Here is an 18,669-nt window from a genome sequence, read left to right as displayed (position 1 = left end):
ACCTTGATATCCAGTTCGCGGATCAGCCGGCCGAAACGCTCGATGTCTCCGGTGACCAGGCGCGCCATGTCCTGGGGGAGCCGGGAGCGGGGTCGAGCCCGCTGGCCGCGAGCCTTGTCGCGATTTCGGGAGCCATGATCGCGCGCGCGGCCGCCGCATTCAGGCGCGCGACGATCGGCGCTGGAGTCCCGGCGGGGGCAACGAGGCCGAAGAAATTCGGGATCAGCGGATCATCGGAGAGGCCGAGTTCCGTCATCGTCGGCACCTCGCTCATGTCGCGCAGCCGCCGCTCGTTCCCGACGGCGAGCGCCTTCAGCTTTCCGTCCTGCATCAGGGAGAGCGCGGCCGGCGGCGTGGAGATGGTCAGCGCGACTTCGCCCGTCGCCACCGCCGTGACGGCGGGCGGCGCACCGCGATAGGGCACATGCACCATCCTGACGCCGAGCCTGCGTGCCAGCGCCTCGATGTTGAGATGGGCCATGCTGCCCTTGCCGAAGCTGGCATAGGGCAGCTCGCGCTGCTTCGCGAGGGCGACGAACTCGGCGAAACTGCCGACGCCGAGCCCGGGATTTACGACCAGCACATAGGGGCCCGTCGCGACCACCCCGACATAGGCGAAGTCCCGTTTGCCATCGAGAGCCTGCTGCGGCATCAGGATCGGATTGATGCCAAAGACCTCGCGCGGCGCCATCAGCAGTGTGTAGCCGTCAGGCTCTGCCCGCGCGACGGCCGCTGCCCCGACCATGCCGTTGGCGCCGGCCCGGTTCTCGACGACGACCGGCTGGCCGAATTCGAGGCGCAGTTTCTCGGCGACGAGCCGCGCGGCAAGATCGACCGCGCCTCCGGCCGGGTAGGGCACGATCAGCAGGATCTGCCTGGTGGGATAGCCGGTCTGGCTCTGGGCGAGCGCCGGCAGGGCGAGAGAGCCCGCACCGAGGAGAGCCAGGGCGGCGCGGCGAGACATCGGCTCGGACATGGTGACCTCCCATCCAGTTGTTCAGGGTCGTTGGGTCGGTGCTCAGAAGGGCCCGGGCGCGTCGACATGCCGGGTCCATTGCTCCCAGGCGCGGTCCATGGCGAAGGGCTTCAGGTTGAATTCGGCGGCAGAGAGCGCTTCGGCGGTCGTCAGTCGGCGAACCGCGCCGAGCTGGGCGGCCTTCAACTGCACCTCGGCATTGCGAGCGCCGTAGATCGCCCGAAAGGTCACCTCCCGGAGCGAGCGGCCCGCGACGGTGGCGCCGTGGCCGCGCATCAGCACGGTCCAGTTTGCCCCAAGGGCACGCGCAAGCGAATCCCCCTGCGCCTGCGTCGAGACGATCAGGTTCGTGTCGCCGAACTCGTCCTGGCTGTCCCAGAGCGGCACGGTCGCGCCCATGGTCGCGCCCAGATGGAAGACGGGAACGAGTTCGGCATCGCTCGTGCAGAACGGCATCATCGCCGGCGCATGGTGGTGGCAGATGGCCTGCACATCCGGGCGTGCGCGGTAGATCGCGCCATGGATGCTGCGTTCGGCGAAGATGCGGGCCTGCGTCACCGAGACGAGGGCATCCTCGCGGTCGAAGACCAGCACATCCTCGGGCGCCACCAGCTCGGCCGCGCGGGTTCTGGGCATCAGGTAATGATCGCTGCGATCGGGATGGCGCGCCGAGACATGTCCAAAACTGTCGACGATGCCTTCGCGGGCGAGGATGCGGCTCGCGAGAACGATCTCGGCGACCACCGCATCAAGCTCCCGGGTGCCCTGTGGGAGCGGAGCCTCGCTGGCTCCGGCAGGCGCGTTCGACAGCATGGGACGCCCTCGATTGAAATGCGCGGATCTGCGCCGTCGCGGCAGGGTCACTCATTCTGCCGGACGAAATCCAATGCGAAGCGCTTAGGTCAGCGCTAAGCGTTTTGTTGTGGCTCGGCGGCCGGTAGCGGGTGCCCCAACCCGATCACCGCCGCCGACAGCGTCGTCATCGCCGCAGCAACGGCGTCGCGGATGATCGGGAGCGCGGCAAGCTGCCCGGCCTTGCGGGAGCCCGCGAGGTAGAGCGTGCGCCTGAGCACCGGTGCAATGATCGGGCGGGCCGACAAGGTTCCGGCCGCGACCTCCGCGAGCACGGTGCCATAGGGCAGGATGCCGGCCGCAGGCCCGCGCGCGACCAGCGTCTTGATGCCGGAAATCGAACGGACCTCGTGTTCGAGCCGGAGGACGAGCCCGTGTTCGGTGGCGGTCTTCTCGACGAGGGAGCGCACGCCATCGCGCGGCTCCGGCAGGATGAGAGGATGGGCGAGAGCCTCGGTGAAGCTGATGGGGGCCGTGTCCCGGTCTCCCGTCGCGGTGACGAGGACGAGGTCTTCCTGGTAGAGGGCGCGCCTCCAGCAGCCCGGTGCGTCCGGAACCTCATAGGCCAGGATCAGGTCGAGCTCGGCCCGATGCAGGCTGTCGACCAGGAGATGGCTCATCTCTTCGGTCAGGCTGACGGCAAGGTGAGGCGCGCGCTCCGAGATCCGTAACAGCAGCTCCGGCCCGATGATCTGCATCAGGCTCGGGGTCAGGCCGAAGCGCACGGCCTCGCGTGCGTCCTCGCGCAGTTCACGGCGCGTCAGCGCGACGAGGTCGAGGATCTCGACGGCGCGCCGGAACAGCTTTTCGCCGGCGGCGGTTGGGGAGACGCCGCGCGAATGGCGCGTCAGCAGCGTGACGCCGAGGCCTTCCTCGAGCTGCTTGATCTGCATGCCGAGCGCCGGTTGCGCGATCCGCAGCTCATCGGCCGCGCGCGTCATATTGGCGGCCTCAACCACACGGACGAAATAGGTGAGTTGGCGGAGGTTCAACGCCCGCTCCGGGATCGGCTGCTTCGGACGGCGAACCCTGCCACGAAGGCGCTTGCTCTGACGAGTCTGCCGCGCTCGAGCGGCGGCCTGGGCGAACCGCAGGAATCTGATCGAGATCAAGGCGGGGAGGGCCTGTCTGCGGCATCAGCTCGGCATGAGCTTGCTCGCCTTCATCGCGGTCTGTGCCTCGCTTCTGGCGACGCCGGGACCGACCAATACGCTTCTCGCGACCTCCGGCGCGGAGATCGGCTGGCGCCGGTCCGCCGCCCTGCTTGCAGCCGAGCTCCTCGGCTATCTCCTGGCGATCGCCATCCTGCGCCTGGCCCTGGGACCGTTCATCGCATCCCGGCCGATCGTCGCAACGGCGCTCCAGGCAGGCGTTGCGCTCTATCTGGTCTACCTGGCAACGGCGCTCTGGCAGCGCAGCAGCCTGCCTCTCGCTCACGGCCGTTCGATCACCTTCGCCCGCGTGTTCCTGACGACGCTGCTCAATCCGAAAGGGCTCATCTTCGCCTCCACCCTTCTGCCCCCGGCAGGGTTCCCGGCGCTGCTGCCGTGGCTCGCCCTGCTGTCGGCGGAGATCGTCGCGATCGGCTTCGGCTGGGTGCTGCTTGGCAGCACGTTGCAGCGCAGTCTGCAGGACCCGGCCAGGGCCAGGATCGGCTATCGCGCCAGCGCAGCCGTGCTTGGCCTGCTGGCAAGCATGATGGCCGCGCGGACTCTGGTTTCGCTCTGACGGGCCCCGTCCGCTCTCGGACCGTGCCCCCCTCAGGCGTTCGCGACCCAGCCGCGCCAGGTGAAGGCTGCGTAGAACAGGCTGACATTGGCAAAGCCGCCGGCCCGCAGGATCTCCTCGTCCTGTTCGGGGCAGAAGCTTTGCAGGCTGGCCGCGACGGCCGCGCGGGCGCGCTGCACCTGCTCGGGATCGGCGCCGGACGCGATCGGGTAGGCGGCATAGCGATCGAGCCAGGTTTCGCGTTCGTCGGCGCCCTGGGGAAAGCTCGCATGTGCAGCGACGAAGGGCGCGCCGGGGCGAAGCCGGGCGTGGATCTCGCGCACCGTCCGTTCGCGCTCGGGCGCGGCGAGGAAATGCAGCGTCAACAGGCAGGTCGCCGCGTCAAAGGGGCCGGCCGGCGCATCGTCGATATAGCCTTCGACCAGCGTGACCCTATCCATCAGCGGCCCCAGCGTGCGTTCGGCGAGGCGCAGCATCGCGGCTGCCGGATCGACCCCGACGAAGCTCCAGCCGGGATGCGCCTCTGCAAGCGCGCGGATCTCGCTGCCGCCGCCCGCCCCGAGCACCAGCACCTTCGCGTCGTCGGGGGCGCTTTCTGCCAGCAGCAGGCCGGTCATCCGGTGCAGCGCGTCGAGACCGGGCACGAAACGCCGCGGCCCCTCTGCATAGCGCGAGACGGCTTCGGGATCGGAAAAATTCCTGAGGAAGGGCTCTTCGCGAGCCGCGCGTTCAGTCGACACAGGTGGATCCTTCGGGCTGGAGCCGCGCGCGTTGCGCCAGGCGTTGCCGGAAATCCGCGCTCAAGGCTGCCAGCGTCACGGTCTCGAGCGAGGCCAGCAACAGCGCCTGCGCCTCGCGCAAGCTGCCATCAAGCGCCGCATTGACCGCCTGCTCGACGGCGCAAGCCGGCGCCTCGCTGCGGTTGCCGATGGCGAAGAGGGCGGGCGAGCCGATGCCGTCATAGATGTCGCGCAAGGTAATCTCGGCGAGGTCTCGGGCGATTGTCCAACCGCCGCCATGACCCTTCTCGGAACGGACATAGCCCTGGTCGCGCAAGCCCGACATGACCCGCCGGATCACCACGGGATTGGTCCGCATCATCCGCGCCAGCGCTTCCGAGGTCACGGGGCTGTTCTGGTCCGCCATGTGCAGCAGCACGTGCAGCACCCCGGACAAACGACTGTCGCGATTCATGTAACTTCATATGTTGCGTGATTGAGGCGGCGTCAAGAGCCTCCGCGTGGACAGGGCAGGGGCGCCGTCCTGACGGCTATGCCGTCGCCGGGGATAGAGCGGCGACCGACCGCTGCGGGGAAACGAGAAGCTCAGAGGCGTCAACTGCGGCATCGTGGCCGGCTATGGCGCTGGCCCGGCGCAGCAGAAGGTCGTAAGGCAGTCGGGCCGCTCGCTCCTGGCCTGCTTGGTCAGACCTGCGGCATCCAAGGTCGAGCTCCCCGCGTGAGCTCCCGACGGAAGACGGCTCCGCAGTGATGCGGGGCCGTTTTCGTTTGGGGGCGCGCGCTGACCTGCCTGTCAGGCTTCTCGCACCTGCCGATAGCCCGCCGCCTTCGCCAATGTGATGAACTTGCGATCGAACGTCGCGAAACCCTCGCAATGGGCCGACTTGCAGAGATGCAGGGCATCGGCGAAGTCCATGCCGCGCTCAGTCAGATCCAAGGCAGCAGCGACCACCGCGCCGTCTTCGACCGTCACTGTGGGAAGGCCGGCAAAGGCTCTCAAGGCCCGGGTGATATCGGCCGCATCATACTCATAGGCGCTGCGCAGCACCCATTCGACCTCGAGCATCACGGTTTGCGCGACGAAAACCGGCTGTCCGTCGATCAGAATGCGCGCGCGCTCTGATTGCCGGGGATGGTCGCCCGTCAGGTAGCGAACGATCAGATTGGTATCAATCGCGAGCATGCCGGCGCTTTGCCTCAGCCAGAACACTCGCCGCCATCTCTTCCAGCGTCTTCGCCCTGCCGACAGGCGGGAGAACGCCAAAGACGTCCTGAGGCTGGGTCTCCGCAAAGGCAGGAGCCGGCTTCAGCAGCACGCCATCGAGTGTCTCTTCGACGATGAGGCGCGTTCCGGCCCCCCATTCGCGCCGCTGGCGAATGGAGCTGGGCAGAATGACCTGGCCCTTCGTGGAGACCGTCGTTGTCAATTTCGGCGCGCTTGCCATGGTGTCCAAATGCCGTGGGTAAGACGATGGTAAGATAATGCCGCATGGGCTGGCCTTCAAGCGGGATCGAGCCGCGGCGGGGATCCGGCATCCCCAAGCTGCGCCCGCCGCGCCAGCGCGACGCAGCGTCTCTGGATCTGCGCCGGACACGACCCGGTATCGCAATGGCCGGCGGGGCTACAATGGGCAAAACCCCCTTGCGAGCCTCAGCCGCGCCGCGCCGCCTCGATCGCGGCGACATCGATCTTTTTCATGGTCATCATCGCGGTGAAGGCGCGCTTTGCTTCCTCGCCGCCGGCCGCCATGGCCTCGGTCAGCACGCGCGGCGTGATCTGCCAGGAGATGCCCCATTTGTCCCGGCACCAGCCGCAGGCGCTTTCCTGCCCGCCATTGCCGACGATCGCGTTCCAGTCGCGGTCGGTTTCCTGCTGGTCGTCGGTGGCGATCTGGAACGAGAAGGCTTCGTTATGCTTGAAGGCGGGCCCGCCATTCAGGCCGAGGCAAGGGATGCCGGCGACGGTGAAGTCGACCGTCAGCACGTCGCCCGCCTTGCCGGAGGGGAAATCGGTCGGGGCGCGGCGGACGGCCCCCACCGCGCTGTCCGGAAAGGTCTCGGCGTAGAAGCGGGCGGCCGCTTCCGCGTCCTTGTCGTACCAGAGGCAGATCGTGTTCTTGGCGATCGTCACGGCTTGTCCTTTCGCTGTTTACGGCCAGTTCCGGCCTGGTTTCCACGCAGACGAAGGCGGTTCACGGTTCGTCAAAAGTCCCCCACGACCTTGGAATGCCCTGGCCCCATCGGGGTTCCGCCAGCAGGGCAGGAAAGACTATGGCGGCATCAGAGCCGCCTTAGGCCCTCAGCCCGGCAGCGCATTCTTGTAGATCTTGCCGTCCTTCATGATCACGACGAAAGACCGGTGCGGATCAGCGACGAGATTGATGTTCTCGAGCGGATTGCCGTCGACAAGCAGCAGATCGGCCAGGGCGTTGGGCGCAACCACGCCGAGTTTTCCCGGATAGGGATTGCGCAGGCCGGACAGTTCGAGCAGCCGCGCATTCGTGCTGGTCGCCATGGCCAGGGTTTCGGCGGGGGTGAACCAGCGCGTCCACTTGGCGAGAAGTTCGCCATGCCGCTTCGCAAGCTGCGGCGAAAACAGGATGTCGGTGCCGAAGGCGAGCTTGAGCTTGTATTTCTTCGCCAGCGCGAAGGTCTTCTCCGTGCCGGCAAACACGGTATAGGCCTTGGCCCGCTCGCCCGAGCCCGGCGGAAAGGCCTCCGCCATCTCGTCCGGGAAGGCTTGCGTGCTCAGCCAGATGTCCTTTTCCGCGATCAGCCGAGCCGACGCCTCGTCCATCAAGTGACCGTGCTCGATGCATTTCACCCCGACGGAGATCGCGCGGGTGATCGCCGCCGGCGTGTAGGCGTGGACGGTGACATAGGTCCCCCAGTTCTCGGCGGCCTCCACGGCGGCGCGCAGCTCGTCTGCGGTGAAGGTCGAGACATCGAGCGGGCTGAACGGCGAGGCGACGCCGCCGCCGGCCGTCAGCTTGATCTGGGAGGCGCCCTGCATCAGCTGCTCGCGCACCCGCATGCGCACCTCGTCGGGGCTGTCGGCGACCATGCTGCCGCCGACCTGCTCCATCCGCGACAGTGAGCCCTGCGCGCGCGGCAGGTCGGTCAGCTGGCGGAAATCCCCATGCCCGCTGGTCACCGTGATGACCGCACCGGAGGGATAGATGCGGGGCCCGGGCAGCACGCCGCCATCGATGGCCTGCTTGAGGCCGAAGGACGGGCCGCCCATGTCGCGGACCGTGGTGAAGCCGCGCATCAGGGTCTCGTCGCCTCGGCGCCGGCCGTCAGATAATTGAAGCCGAGATTGCCGAAGAGCGATTGCGACGGCGTCGAGCGCACCAGCATCGCGTGCCAGTGCATGTCGGTCAGCCCCGGCATCAGCGTTCGCCCGCCGCCCGCGATGACCACGGTGCCGGGCTCCGCAGTGATTGGGGCCGTCGCGATGCGCTCGATCAGATTGCCGCGGACGAGCACATGCGACGGTGCCGAGAGCCCGCTGCCCGTCCCGTCGAAGATGCGGACGTCCTGGAACAGTGTCGTGCCGGTGCCTGTCGGGGTGCCGACCTGCGCGCGCAGCGGCGATGCCAGCGCGGATGCCAGAGCCGGAAGTGAGGCGACGAAACGCCGTCGGGTCAAAAGTGCCACGCTGCAACCTCCCGAAGCCAGATGGGGGAACGCCATGCCCACAGGCCTAAAGGCGTATCCCAGGAGAGCCCGGATGCAAACTGCCAGCCCAGATCGCCGTGCGTCCGTTCGGACAGGAGCGGCGATCTCGCTCTTTGTTCGAGCATCGGATTCTTCCGAAAACCGGATTCCACCTTTCGGTCCGATGCTCTAGCGCGTTCCTGTCATGGCGCTCCGGTCATCCGCCAGAGTGCAGGCTGCCCGCAGCGGCAGGGCAGGGGCGCGAGGATATGCGCGTGACGGCCTCAGCCGCGCTCATCCTGCGGTCCGCCTCCTGCGATCGGGCTTGCCGCCAAACTGATCTGCCCGCCAATCGACAATGCCGGCGGCCCCGCGCAAAATCCGGCGATGATCTTCTTCGAGTCGATCCTGGCCATCATGCTGGGGGCGGTGCTGCTCTCGGCGGGCGCGCGGCGCATCGGCGTGCCTTATCCGGTCGTGCTCGCGGTCGCCGGGACGGCGCTGGCGCTGGTTCCGAACGCACCGGAATTCGCGCTCGATCCCGAACTGGTGCTCGCCCTGTTCGTCGCGCCGATCCTGCTCGACGCCGCCTTCGATACCTCGCCGCGCGACCTGCGCCGGAACTGGCTCTCCGTCGGCAGTCTCGTCGTCGTTGCCGTCGGGGTGACGACGGTCGCGGTCGCGGCGGTCGCCCGGTGGCTGGTGCCGGATCTGCCCTGGGCCGCCGCCGTGGCGCTCGGCGCGATCGTCGCGCCGCCCGATGCTGTCGCGGCGACCGCCGTTCTGCGCCGCCTGCGCCCGCCGCATCGGCTCCTCGTCATCCTGGAAGGCGAAAGCCTGCTGAACGACGCGACCGCGCTGCTGATCTATCGCGTTGCCGTCGGGGCCGTGCTCGTCGGGGGCTTCTCGCCAGCCTCGGCGCTGCCGACCTTCGGCCTCGTCGTCATCGGCAGTATCGGGCTCGGCGCGTTTCTCGGCTGGTCGCTGGTCCGCTTCCTCGGCGCGTTCAAGGACCCGCCGAGCGCCATCATCCTGCAGTTCATCACGACATTCGGGGTCTGGATCCTGGCGGAGCGGCTGCATCTGTCGGGCATCATCACCATCGTCGTCTATGCCATGGTGATTGCGCGCACCGCGCCCGCCCGCACCAGCGCGCGCCTTCGCATCCCGTCTTATGCGGTCTGGGAGACGACCGTCTTCGTGCTCCAGACCCTGGCTTTCGTGCTGATCGGCCTGCAATTGCGGCCTATCCTCGCCAATCTCAGCCCGCGTGAGATCGGCGCCTTTCCCGTCATTGCGCTGGCCGTCCTGGCAACCGTCATCATCGTGCGCCTGAGCTGGGTCATGACCTATCAGGCGATCGCGAAACTGACGCGCCGGGCCACGGAGGGCGCGAAGGACGAGACGCGCCCGGCGTCAACGGCTGGCAGCGATGGCCTGATCATCGCATGGTGCGGCATGCGCGGCATCGTCACGCTTGCGGCCGCCTATGCCCTGCCGGGCGGTTTTCCGCACCGCGACCTGATCCTGCTCTGCGCCTTCACAGTTGTGGTCGGGACGTTGTTGATCCAGGGGCTGACCCTGCCGCTGCTGCTGCGCCGGCTGTCGCCGCGGGACGACCGCCCGGTCGAGCGCGAGTTTCGCATGGCGCGAAAGCTCGCCCTCAAGGCGGCCATTGCAACGATCCGCGATGCGCCGTCGGAGGCCGCGCTGGCGGTGCGCCGCGAATATGACGACATGCTCGCGCAGACGCGCGACAGCGACGAGTTCGATACCACGCAGAACCAACTCCGGCGCGATGCACTCGCCGCGGCGCGCGACAAGGCGCTGGCCCTGCGGCGCGACGGCACGATCGGCGACGATGCCTTCCATCGGCTCGAGGAAGAGCTCGACTGGCTGGAACTGGGCGCAGCAGCAAGGACGGTCGAATGAGCGCGGAACTCGATGTCGTCGTGGTCGGCGCCGGCGCGGCCGGGATCGCGGCAGCGCGACGGCTTGGCGAAGCCGGTCTGTCGCTCGCCGTCATCGAGGCCGGCGACAGGGTCGGCGGCCGCGCCTGGACCATCCGGCACGAGGGTTTGCCGATCGATCTCGGCTGTGGCTGGCTGCACTCAGCCGAGCGCAATCCCTGGACCGCGCTGGCGCCGGATCTCGGCTTCACCATCGACAGGACGCTGCCGCCCTGGGGGCGCCAGTTCAGGAATATCGGCTTCCCCGCCGCCGATCAGATGGCGGCCCGCGCCGCCTTCGCCGGCTTCGAGCAGCGCCTGCGCCAGGCCCCGGCCGAGACTGACCGGGCCTCCGATCTGCTGGAGGAGGGCGGCACCTGGAATCCCTATCTCGAGGCCGTCAGCAGCTATATCAACGGAACTGACCTCGAGACGCTCTCGATCCGCGACTATCTCGCCTTCGCCGATGCGGATACGGGCGTGAACTGGCGCGTCATCGAGGGCTATGGCGCGCTCATCGCCAGGGCGGCATCCGGGCTGCCGATCTCGCTCGGCATGCCCGTCTCGGCAATCGAGGCTGACCAATCCCAACTCGCCATCGTCACGGGCTCGGGCACGATCAGGGCAGGGGCTGCGATCATCACGGTCTCGACCGATGTCCTGGCTTCAGGCGCAATCCGCTTGCCGGCGGCGCTTGCCGACCACATCGAGGCGGCGTCCCGCCTGCCGCTCGGCCTCGCCGATAAGGTCTCCTTCGCGATCGACCGCCCGGACGATCTGGAGCCGGACACGCAGGTGCTGGGAAACCCGCATGAAGCGAAGACCGGCAGCTACCATTTGCGCCCGTTCGGCCGACCCTTGATCGAGGGCTTCATCTGCGGCGCCGCGGCGCGCGAACTCGAATCGGGCGAGGACATGGTCGCCTTCGCCAAGGACGAGCTCGCCGGCCTTTTCGGCGCCGGCATCCGCCGCCGGCTGAAACCGGTCGCCCAGACGCGTTGGGCGAAATCGCTCTTCATCAGGGGCTCCTACAGCCACGCGCTCCCCGGCTGCGTCGAGGCGCGCGCCATTCTGGCAAGCCCATGGGACGAGCGCATCTTCTTCGCGGGCGAGGCCTGTTCAACGCAGGATTTCTCGACTGCGCACGGGGCCTATCAGACGGGGCTCGATGCGGCGGAGGGCGTTTTGGGCGGCCGTCAATTCGCGCGCAACGGTGGCCATCTGCGGCGCGATGGGTAAATCGCTGCCACACCCAAGGAAGGCGCTGACCGTTGGCCAGGACGTTCGCGTCCTGATGGGCCGCCAACCGATATAGCCCGTGCAGGCACCCAACGTCAGCTTTTGGCCGACCCTCCCATGCCCGGTTGCGGCGCCTACCGAACCTCATTGATGTAAGCATGCGCGCGCGTACTGGCGCGATGCCGGCCGAGAATGGTCGGCAGGCCCGCCTGATCGTAGGCGACCTCGTCAATGGCGAGCACTGCTTCCGGCCCGGCGAGATCGAGGAGGGCGATGTCCTCATCATTGGCAAGTTCAGCGGTAATCTGCTCGCGAACTGCTGAGATGCGAATGCCGTAATGCTCCAGCAGATGAAGGTAGAGTAGCGGCGGCAGAGCTGCCGGCTCGCGGGGTAGGCCTGGGACTCTTTCTTCTGCGAGCAGCAACTTGTCATGCATGACGGGGCGGCCGTCCGCATGCCGAATGCGGTGGATCGCGACCACACCGCCAGCTCTGATCTGTAGGCGCTGGGCTTGCTCGGGCGTAGCCTGCCGCGTCTCTACCGTCAGGAACTGGCTTGTCGACCGCACCAGGCTGCCGTCAGCCCGGTGGAGACGGAAATACTGGAAGAAGAAGCGCAGCGAATGATGCGGCGCGCGGCCGGTGACGACCGTGCCGGTCTTGCGCCGACGTGACAGCAAACCCTCGGCAACGAGGTCGCTCATCGCCCGGCGCACCGTGCCCACAGCGATGCCAAACCCTTGCGCCAATGCGGTTTCGTTGGGCAGCACCATGCCGGGTTGCCATTCCCCGACGAGGATCGCCTCCGACATATGCCGCTTCACGCGCTCATAGAGCGGTGCGGAATCGAGGGAGACGAGGTTCGGCAGCGTGGACGCCACGTCGCCGCCGCTGATCAATCCCGCGGCAGGCGCGGTCGCTTTTTTGGCATTGACAGGAGGCATGAGGCTGAGTCCTATTTCTATATAGTTTATATGAAAGCTGCTTGAGCGCCAATGGCCATGCACTCCGCTACCTCAGCCATCTCCATGGCAGATCGCGTCCGCGCCGCCCAGCCACCGCGCCGGGGCAGGGCGGTCCGATGAGCCGTGACGGGCAGGAGGCGCGCGAGGCTGTGCGCGAGACGGCGGGGCTGGAGCGCGCCGGCGCCTGGATTGCTGAGGCGGTCGAGGCGGCGATCGCCGATCTCGGAGCGATGATCGCGGTCGATACCTCATTTCCGCCGGGGCAGGGCTATGGCGACTTCGCGACGCTGATAGAGGCGCTGACGCGCCCGCTCGGCTTGGAAACCGAGCGCGTCGATGTGCCGGACGAGCTCTGGCGTGTCCCGAACGGCCCGGCCGCTGGCACCAGGACGAATCTGATTGCGACCGCCAAGACCGGAAAGCCGGTCTGCGGGCTCTATTTCCATGTCGACACGGTCCCGGCCGCACCGGGCTGGACGACCGATCCGCTCTCGATGGCCCGCGATGGCGAACGCCTGATCGGCCTCGGCGCTGCCGACATGAAGGGCTGCATCGCAGCCGTGCTGCTGGCGCTGCGGGCGGCCAAGGCCCGCAACATCGCACTCGCCTATGATCCGATGCTGCTGTTCTGCACCGACGAGGAGGGCGGCCTCTATCCCGGCATCCGCTATCTCGCAGAGCAGGGCCGGCTCGACGGCCCTGTCGGCGCCGAGCTGGGCAGGCTCCACGCTCCCATCATCAATTTCAACGGCAGCGCCGAGGCGCGCATCTGGGCCGGCTGCTTCGGGCTCTTCAACCTGCTGGTGCGGGTCCGCGGGCAGGCGGTCCATGCCGGCGAAGGCAACCGGCGCGGCAGCGGCCTCAACGCGATCGAGGGTTCGCTGCCGCTGCTGAACGCGCTGGCTGGTCTCAAGGCGGAGGTGGCGACCCGCCTGTCCGCACTGCCGCCACCGCCGGGAAAACCGGCACTGGCCGCGCAGCTCAACATCGCGACCATTGGCGGCGGCACGGCCGGCGGGCAGGTGCCGGCCCTGCTCGAACTCACGCTAAACCGCCGCTACATGCCGGAGGAAGCTTTTGAGGACGCGCTGGCCGAGATCGAGGAGACGGTGCGCCGCGCCGTCGCTTCCGTCCCCGGCCTGACCGTCGAGACGGCGCTGATCGGACATCTCGCTCCGACCAGCGATCCGGCCGGGCCGCACTGGCCGCGCTGGCAGGCCGCCGTCGGCGCGGGCTTCGGCTATGCGCCGGAGGATTTCCGCCGCTGGGGCGCGGCGAGCTGCTCTGATTTCGGCTGGGTCCAGCGCGCAACCGGCCGGTCGGAAGTGCTGCTCGGCGGGCTCGGCCGCCCCGACCGCAATATCCACGCGCCGGGCGAGTACACGACGGTCTCCGACATCATCGCGCTGGCGCGCGCCGTGCTCGCCTATCTCGCCGCCGAGTTCAGGCCCGAGCTCAACCCCGACCTTGCCTGACCCCTCTCATATCCCGAAGCTGAAGGAGCGTTCCATGCCGAGCATCCACCGTCGTGATTTCCTCGCCGCCTCCGCCGCCTTCGGCGGGCTTAGCCTGACCGGTCTGCCGGCCTTCGCCCAGAATGCGCCCCGGCGCGGCGGCACCTTGCGCGTCAGCGTCGATCAGGCCGTCTCCAAGCTCAACCCGCTCGTCACCCGGGTGAACCCGGAATATCTCGTTGCCGAACTGCTCTATTCCGGCCTGACGCGCCTGAATCCTGACATGAGCGCCGAGCCCGATCTCGCTGAATCCTGGACGAATTCCGCCGATTTGACCGAATGGAGCTTCGCGCTCCGCAAGGGCCTGACCTTCCATGACGGCTCGGCTTGCACGGCCTCCGATGTGGTCGCGACCTTCGAGGCCATTCTCGACGCCAAGACTGCCTCGCCAGCACGCCAGAATGTCGGGCCGATCGCCAAGGTCGCGGCCAAGGACGACGCGACCGTCGTCTTCACCCTGTCGGCGCCCTTCGCCGATCTGCCGGTGACGCTAGCCTATACCAACGCCAAGATCGTGCCGGCTGCCGTCATCAAGGGCGGGCTGGAGAAGCTTGACCGCCAGGCGATCGGCACCGGCCCGTTCAAGCTCGTCTCCTTCGAGCCGGAGCGGCAGATCGTGGTCGCCCGCAACGAGGCCTATTACGACAAGGCACGGCCCTATCTCGACAAGGTCGAGGTCGTGGTCTTCCCCGATGTCAGTGCCGAAGCCTCGGCGCTGATCGCCGGCGATACCGATCTGATCAGCACCACGCCGCCGACCGAGTTCGGCCGGCTGCAGAAGGCCTCGGGCGTCAAGGCGCTGCGCGTGCCGTCGGGCCAGTTCTGCAACGTCAATTTCGGCTGCGACCAAAAACCCTTTAACGATGTGCGCGTGCGCCAGGCGCTGGCGCTCACCGTCGATCGCGCCGCGATGGTCGATTTCGTCACCGAGGGCTTTGGCTCGCCCGGCAACGATACCCCGCTCAGCCCGGCCTATCGCTTCTTCGCCGAGCTGCCGGCGAAGAAGGCCGACATCGCCAAGGCCAAGGCGCTGCTGGCGGAGGCCGGCTATCCCAAGGGGCTGGAAGCGACGCTGATCGCCTCGGATCGTCCGGGCCAACGCACGCAGCTGGCCGTGGCCCTGCGCGAGATGGCCAAGCCCGCCGGTTTCGACATCAAGGTCGAGACTATGCCGCACGCGACCTATCTCGACCAGGTCTGGAAGAAGGGCTCGTTCTATGTCGGCTTCTACAACATGCAGGCGACGGCCGACGCCATCTTCTCGCTGCTCTACACCTCGAACGCTGCCTGGAACGAGACGCGCTGGAACAATACCGCCTTCGACAAGCTGATCTTCGAGGCGCGCGCCACGGTCGACGAGACCAAGCGCCGCGCGCTCTACGCGCAGGCGCAGAAGCTGATGTATGACGAGGTGCCCTCGATCATTCCCGCTTTCTTCGACCTGCTCGGCGGACAGCGCGATTGGGTACAGGGCTACCAGCTGCATCCGCGCGGCGCCGTCTTCCGGCTGGATTTCGTCTCGCTCGGCGCCAACGCGCCGAAGCGCGGCTGAGCCCGTTCCAAAGCGAGAGACGGCTTCACCGATCAGATTGATTCAATCTGATCGGATCCGGCTCCAAGCGAAAAGCGAGGCATAAGCGCGTGTCGCCCGCCTATATCCTCAAAAGGATCCTGCTGATAGGCTACACGCTGCTGGTCGTGTCGCTGATCGTCTTCGCGATCACCCAGATCCTGCCGGCGGATGCTGCGGTCATGATGCTGGGTGAGAACGCGACGCCGGATGCGCTCGCGGCGCTGCGCGTCAAGATGGGGCTGAACGACCCGATCTGGCTGCAGTACCTGCACTGGCTCGCAGGCGTCCTGCACGGCGATTTCGGCCTCTCGATGCGCACCGGCCAGCCGGTTGCGCCCGCAATGCTCGAGGCGCTCGGGCGCTCGCTGCTGCTGGCGCTGTTCTCGATCGTGCTGATGCTGGTGCTGGCGATCCCGCTCGGCATTATCGCGGCGGTGCGACGCGGCCGGGCCGCCGATCTGGGGGTGAGCTTTCTCTCCTATGTCGGTGTTTCGCTTCCGGAATTCGTCACCGCCACGCTCGTCGTGCTGGTGCTGGCGGATTGGCTGCAATGGCTGCCGGCGACGGGCTATGTGCCGCTGACCGAGGATCCGCTGCGCGGCCTCAGGCATCTCGTCCTGCCGGTGCTGACCGTCTCGCTGATCCTGATCGCCCATGTCTCGCGCATGGTGCGCTCCGAACTGGTCGATGTGCTGCATTCCGACTATATCCGCGCAGCGCGCCTCAAGGGCCTGTCGAAGCGGCAAGTGCTGTTCAAGCACGCGCTGCGCAATGCGCTGCTGCCGACCATCACCATCGTCGCGCTCGATGTCGGCTATCTGCTCGGCGGCGTCATCGTCGTCGAGGAGATTTTTGCGCTGCCGGGCATCGGGCGCCAGCTCATCGTCGCGATCCAGGCGCGCGACCTGCCATCCATCCAGGCCGGCGCGCTGATCCTTGCGACGACCTACGCCGTCGCCAATTTCCTCGCCGACATCGCCTATGCCTGGCTCGACCGGAGGATCCAGTATGATTGAGATCCTCAAGCGGATGCTGCGTTCGCCGCAAGGTGCGCTCGGCCTGATCATCGTCGGCCTGATCCTGCTCGCCGTTATCGTCGGGCCGTGGTTTGCGCCCTACGACCCCGAGAAGATGGCGCCGCTGATGCGCTACAAGCCGCCGAGCGCGCAGTTCTGGCTCGGAACCGACCAGTATGGCCGCGATATCCTGAGCCGCCTGCTGCATGGGGCACGCGCCACGGTCGTCATGGCGGTGATCGCAACTGCGCTCGGCACGCTGGTCGGCGCCGTGGTCGGCACGGTCTCGGCCTTTCTCGGCGGGCGCAGCGACGAGGCGATCATGCGCACTGTCGATGCCATCATGTCGATCCCGAGCCTGCTGCTGGCGCTGCTGATCGTGAACCTGCTCGGCAAGAGCAGCATGAACGCACTTCTCGCCATCGCGCTCGCCTTCGCGCCCGGCATGGCGCGGGTGACACGCTCGGTCGCGCTCGCCGTGCGCAAGCAGGACTATGTCAACGCCGCCATCGCGCGCGGCGAGAKCGCCGCCTATATCGTCGGGCGCGAGATGCTGCCGAATGTCGTCGCCCCGATCGTCGTCGAGATGACGATCCGCGTCGCCTTCGCGGTGATGCTGTTTGCGACGCTCTCCTTCCTTGGGCTCGGCGCCCAGCCACCGGCCTCGGAATGGGGGCTGATGGTCGCGGAGGCCCGCCGCTTCATGCATCTGAGCCCCTGGATGATCCTGTGGCCGAGCCTTGCCGTCGCGCTGGTCGCGATCGGTTTCAACCTGCTCGGCGATGGCTTGCGCGACGCGCTGAACCCGAGGAGCTGAGGTGATGGCGACCCCGATCCTCGACATTGCCGGCTACGGCCTCGACTACGCGACGCCTGCGGGCTTTACCCGCGCGCTCGACGACGTGACGCTCTCCATCGCCCGGGGCGAGGTGCTCGGCCTCGTCGGCGAATCCGGCTCGGGCAAGACCTCGCTCGCCTGGGCGATCATGCGCCACCTGCCGAAGAGCGCGCGCGAGGCCGGTGCCATCCGGCTGACCGGGCAGGATCTGCTGAAGGTCTCGGAAGACGAGATCGAGGCGATCCGCGGCAAGCGCATCGGCATGGTCTTCCAGGATCCGAGCACCTCGCTTAACCCGACGCTCTCGCTTGGTACGCAACTGGCCGAGGTGCTGGTGCGCCATCGCGGCCTGACGCCCAGGCAGGCCTGGGCCGAGGGCGAGGAGCGTCTCGCCCATGTCGGCCTGAAGGTGCCCGGCCAGATGATGCGACGCTATCCGCACGAGGCCTCGGGTGGCGAGAAGCAGCGCGTCGTCATCGCGACCGCCTTCGCCTGCCAGCCGGAATGCATCATCTTCGACGAACCGACGACGGCGCTCGACGTGATCACGGCCCGCCAGATCCTCGACCTGTTCAAGGAACTGCAGGCTGAGACCGGCGTCGCCTCGCTCTATATCTCGCATGATCTCGCGCTCGTCTCGCAGATCGCGACCAAGGTCGCGGTGATCCATCGCGGCAAGATCGTCGAGCAGGGCGCGGTCGGCGAAGTCTTCGCCCGCCCGCGCGACGCCTATACGCAAAAGCTGCTCGCCGCCGTGCCCCGGCCCGACCACCGCCTCGTCGAGACGGCGAAGCCTGCCGCCGGCACGCCGCTGGTCGAGGTCGAGAAGGTCAGCGTCCATTACGGCCGCAAACCCTTTCTCGGCCGGCTGCTCGGGCGCGCCAACACTCAGTTCACCGGCAATCGCGAGGTCAGCCTCTCGGTGATGCCGGGCGAGATCCTCGGCATCGTCGGCGAGTCCGGTTCGGGCAAGTCGACGCTCGCCAGGGCGATGACCGGCCTCAACCGCTTCGAGGGCGAGATCCGCTTCGCCGGGCGCCGGATCGCGGGGCTCCACGACATGGACCGCGCCTATCGCCGCGACGTCCAGATCATCTTCCAGCATCCGGATTCCTCGCTCAATCCGCGCCAGCGCATTCGCGAGATCCTGTCGCGGCCGCTCGAACTCTATGGCGAGCCGGGCGCGCGCAAGGATGCGGCTGCTATCGGCGAACTGCTGGAGCAGGTCAGGCTGCCGGCCGCTTTCGCGGACCGTTATCCGCATCAGCTTTCCGGCGGCGAGAAGCAGCGCGTCGCGATCGCGCGCGCCTTCGCCTCGAAGCCAAAACTCGTGATCTGCGACGAGATCACCTCGGCGCTCGATGTCTCCGTGCAGGCCTCGGTGGTCGAGCTCCTGGTCGACCTGCAGAAGCGCTTCGGCACGGCCTATCTCTTCATCACCCACGATCTCAACCTGGTGCGGCAGATCGCTCACCGGGTCGCGGTGATGTATCGCGGCGACCTCGTCGACCTCGTCGATGTCACCGCGCTGACCGACGGAACCCTCCACCCCTATACCCGCTCCCTGCTCGACGCCGTGCCGGCTCCGGCCGCGGCGGCAGCCTGACATTCGAGGCCCT

General features: G+C 67.6%; 17 protein-coding genes and 1 pseudogene. 8 read left to right on the top strand and 10 right to left on the bottom strand.

Going from position 1 to position 18,669, the window contains the following annotated elements:
- Positions 1-22: 22 nt before the first annotated feature.
- The 3 genes from AC1DGP_RS02435 to AC1DGP_RS02425 all read right to left on the bottom strand — a co-directional run bounded on the left by AC1DGP_RS02435 (position 23) and on the right by AC1DGP_RS02425 (position 2,820).
- Positions 23-976 (bottom strand): Bug family tripartite tricarboxylate transporter substrate binding protein, encoded by a 954-nt coding sequence (locus tag AC1DGP_RS02435; RefSeq protein ID WP_441507950.1) that lies wholly within the window; start codon positions 974-976, stop codon positions 23-25.
- A gap of 42 nt (positions 977-1,018) precedes the next feature.
- Positions 1,019-1,789, bottom strand: a complete 771-nt coding sequence (locus AC1DGP_RS02430; protein ID WP_441507949.1) for a class II aldolase/adducin family protein — start codon at positions 1,787-1,789, stop codon at positions 1,019-1,021.
- A gap of 95 nt (positions 1,790-1,884) precedes the next feature.
- Positions 1,885-2,820: a LysR family transcriptional regulator gene (locus AC1DGP_RS02425; protein WP_441507948.1), complete on the bottom strand. Its 936-nt coding sequence runs from the start codon at positions 2,818-2,820 to the stop codon at positions 1,885-1,887.
- A gap of 154 nt (positions 2,821-2,974) precedes the next feature.
- Here AC1DGP_RS02425 and AC1DGP_RS02420 point away from each other — a divergent pair, with 154 nt between their 5' ends.
- Positions 2,975-3,556 (top strand): LysE family translocator, encoded by a 582-nt coding sequence (locus AC1DGP_RS02420; RefSeq protein WP_441507947.1) that lies wholly within the window; start codon positions 2,975-2,977, stop codon positions 3,554-3,556.
- Positions 3,557-3,588: 32 nt separating this feature from the next.
- Here AC1DGP_RS02420 and AC1DGP_RS02415 read toward each other — a convergent pair whose 3' ends face one another.
- From AC1DGP_RS02415 to AC1DGP_RS02390, 6 genes and pseudogenes are all read right to left on the bottom strand, one after another.
- A complete protein-coding gene (locus AC1DGP_RS02415; RefSeq protein WP_441507946.1) occupies positions 3,589-4,296 on the bottom strand; it encodes a methyltransferase domain-containing protein in 708 nt (235 codons plus the stop codon).
- Complete coding sequence (locus AC1DGP_RS02410; RefSeq protein ID WP_441507945.1) at positions 4,286-4,750, bottom strand: Rrf2 family transcriptional regulator; 465 nt, start codon at positions 4,748-4,750, stop codon at positions 4,286-4,288. The genes AC1DGP_RS02415 and AC1DGP_RS02410 overlap by 11 nt, the downstream gene beginning before the upstream one ends.
- 339 nt (positions 4,751-5,089) lie before the next feature.
- A complete protein-coding gene (locus AC1DGP_RS02405) occupies positions 5,090-5,479 on the bottom strand; it encodes a type II toxin-antitoxin system VapC family toxin (RefSeq protein WP_441488406.1) in 390 nt (129 codons plus the stop codon).
- Positions 5,466-5,741 carry an AbrB/MazE/SpoVT family DNA-binding domain-containing protein gene (locus AC1DGP_RS02400; protein WP_441507944.1) on the bottom strand — a complete coding sequence of 92 codons (276 nt, stop codon included), beginning with the start codon at positions 5,739-5,741 and terminating at the stop codon, positions 5,466-5,468. Before AC1DGP_RS02400 ends, AC1DGP_RS02405 begins: the two co-directional genes overlap by 14 nt.
- A 206-nt stretch (positions 5,742-5,947) precedes the next feature.
- Complete coding sequence (locus AC1DGP_RS02395; RefSeq protein WP_441507955.1) at positions 5,948-6,421, bottom strand: VOC family protein; 474 nt, start codon at positions 6,419-6,421, stop codon at positions 5,948-5,950.
- Between the two features lie 174 nt (positions 6,422-6,595).
- Positions 6,596-7,992, bottom strand: a pseudogene (locus AC1DGP_RS02390) (metal-dependent hydrolase family protein).
- A 351-nt stretch (positions 7,993-8,343) separates the two neighbouring features.
- On the opposite strand from AC1DGP_RS02390, the gene AC1DGP_RS02385 reads away from it, so the two are divergent.
- On the top strand, positions 8,344-9,888 hold the full coding sequence (locus AC1DGP_RS02385) for a cation:proton antiporter (protein ID WP_441507942.1): 1,545 nt from the start codon (positions 8,344-8,346) through the stop codon (positions 9,886-9,888).
- Positions 9,885-11,144 carry a flavin monoamine oxidase family protein gene (locus tag AC1DGP_RS02380; protein WP_441507941.1) on the top strand — a complete coding sequence of 420 codons (1,260 nt, stop codon included), beginning with the start codon at positions 9,885-9,887 and terminating at the stop codon, positions 11,142-11,144. Before AC1DGP_RS02385 ends, AC1DGP_RS02380 begins: the two co-directional genes overlap by 4 nt.
- A 134-nt stretch (positions 11,145-11,278) precedes the next feature.
- Here the strand turns inward: AC1DGP_RS02380 and AC1DGP_RS02375 are convergent, their stop codons facing one another.
- Positions 11,279-12,043 (bottom strand): GntR family transcriptional regulator, encoded by a 765-nt coding sequence (locus AC1DGP_RS02375; protein ID WP_441507940.1) that lies wholly within the window; start codon positions 12,041-12,043, stop codon positions 11,279-11,281.
- Between the two features lie 182 nt (positions 12,044-12,225).
- Here AC1DGP_RS02375 and AC1DGP_RS02370 point away from each other — a divergent pair, with 182 nt between their 5' ends.
- The 5 genes from AC1DGP_RS02370 (at position 12,226) to AC1DGP_RS02350 (ending at position 18,656) form a co-directional block, all read left to right on the top strand.
- The gene (locus AC1DGP_RS02370) at positions 12,226-13,584 is read left to right on the top strand and encodes a M20 family metallopeptidase (RefSeq protein ID WP_441488401.1); all 1,359 of its coding nucleotides are present in this window, start codon (positions 12,226-12,228) and stop codon (positions 13,582-13,584) included.
- A 34-nt stretch (positions 13,585-13,618) separates the two neighbouring features.
- The gene (locus AC1DGP_RS02365; protein WP_441488400.1) at positions 13,619-15,175 is read left to right on the top strand and encodes an ABC transporter substrate-binding protein; all 1,557 of its coding nucleotides are present in this window, start codon (positions 13,619-13,621) and stop codon (positions 15,173-15,175) included.
- Between the two features lie 89 nt (positions 15,176-15,264).
- Positions 15,265-16,212 (top strand): ABC transporter permease, encoded by a 948-nt coding sequence (locus AC1DGP_RS02360; RefSeq protein WP_441488399.1) that lies wholly within the window; start codon positions 15,265-15,267, stop codon positions 16,210-16,212.
- Positions 16,205-17,029, top strand: a complete 825-nt coding sequence (locus AC1DGP_RS02355; protein WP_476831710.1) for an ABC transporter permease — start codon at positions 16,205-16,207, stop codon at positions 17,027-17,029. The genes AC1DGP_RS02360 and AC1DGP_RS02355 overlap by 8 nt, the downstream gene beginning before the upstream one ends.
- Positions 17,030-17,033: 4 nt before the next feature.
- The gene (locus tag AC1DGP_RS02350) at positions 17,034-18,656 is read left to right on the top strand and encodes a dipeptide ABC transporter ATP-binding protein (protein ID WP_441488397.1); all 1,623 of its coding nucleotides are present in this window, start codon (positions 17,034-17,036) and stop codon (positions 18,654-18,656) included.
- Positions 18,657-18,669: the final 13 nt, after the last annotated feature.

It is taken from the genome of Allobosea sp. 05T433 (assembly GCF_056396065.1).
This window is presented reverse-complemented; position numbering and strand designations above follow the sequence as displayed.

What these genes read in the sequence shown, in the direction of transcription:
- AC1DGP_RS02435 (WP_441507950.1), bottom strand. Translation starts at nt 976, where the DNA reads ATGTCCGAGCCGATGTCTCGCCGCGCCGCCCTGGCTCTCCTCGGTGCG.
- AC1DGP_RS02430 (WP_441507949.1), bottom strand. Translation starts at nt 1,789, where the DNA reads ATGCTGTCGAACGCGCCTGCCGGAGCCAGCGAGGCTCCGCTCCCACAG.
- AC1DGP_RS02420 (WP_441507947.1), top strand. Translation starts at nt 2,975, where the DNA reads ATGAGCTTGCTCGCCTTCATCGCGGTCTGTGCCTCGCTTCTGGCGACG.
- AC1DGP_RS02410 (WP_441507945.1), bottom strand. Translation starts at nt 4,750, where the DNA reads ATGAATCGCGACAGTCGTTTGTCCGGGGTGCTGCACGTGCTGCTGCAC.
- AC1DGP_RS02405 (WP_441488406.1), bottom strand. Translation starts at nt 5,479, where the DNA reads ATGCTCGCGATTGATACCAATCTGATCGTTCGCTACCTGACGGGCGAC.
- AC1DGP_RS02400 (WP_441507944.1), bottom strand. Translation starts at nt 5,741, where the DNA reads ATGGCAAGCGCGCCGAAATTGACAACGACGGTCTCCACGAAGGGCCAG.
- AC1DGP_RS02385 (WP_441507942.1), top strand. Translation starts at nt 8,344, where the DNA reads ATGATCTTCTTCGAGTCGATCCTGGCCATCATGCTGGGGGCGGTGCTG.
- AC1DGP_RS02380 (WP_441507941.1), top strand. Translation starts at nt 9,885, where the DNA reads ATGAGCGCGGAACTCGATGTCGTCGTGGTCGGCGCCGGCGCGGCCGGG.
- AC1DGP_RS02370 (WP_441488401.1), top strand. Translation starts at nt 12,226, where the DNA reads ATGAGCCGTGACGGGCAGGAGGCGCGCGAGGCTGTGCGCGAGACGGCG.
- AC1DGP_RS02365 (WP_441488400.1), top strand. Translation starts at nt 13,619, where the DNA reads ATGCCGAGCATCCACCGTCGTGATTTCCTCGCCGCCTCCGCCGCCTTC.
- AC1DGP_RS02350 (WP_441488397.1), top strand. Translation starts at nt 17,034, where the DNA reads ATGGCGACCCCGATCCTCGACATTGCCGGCTACGGCCTCGACTACGCG.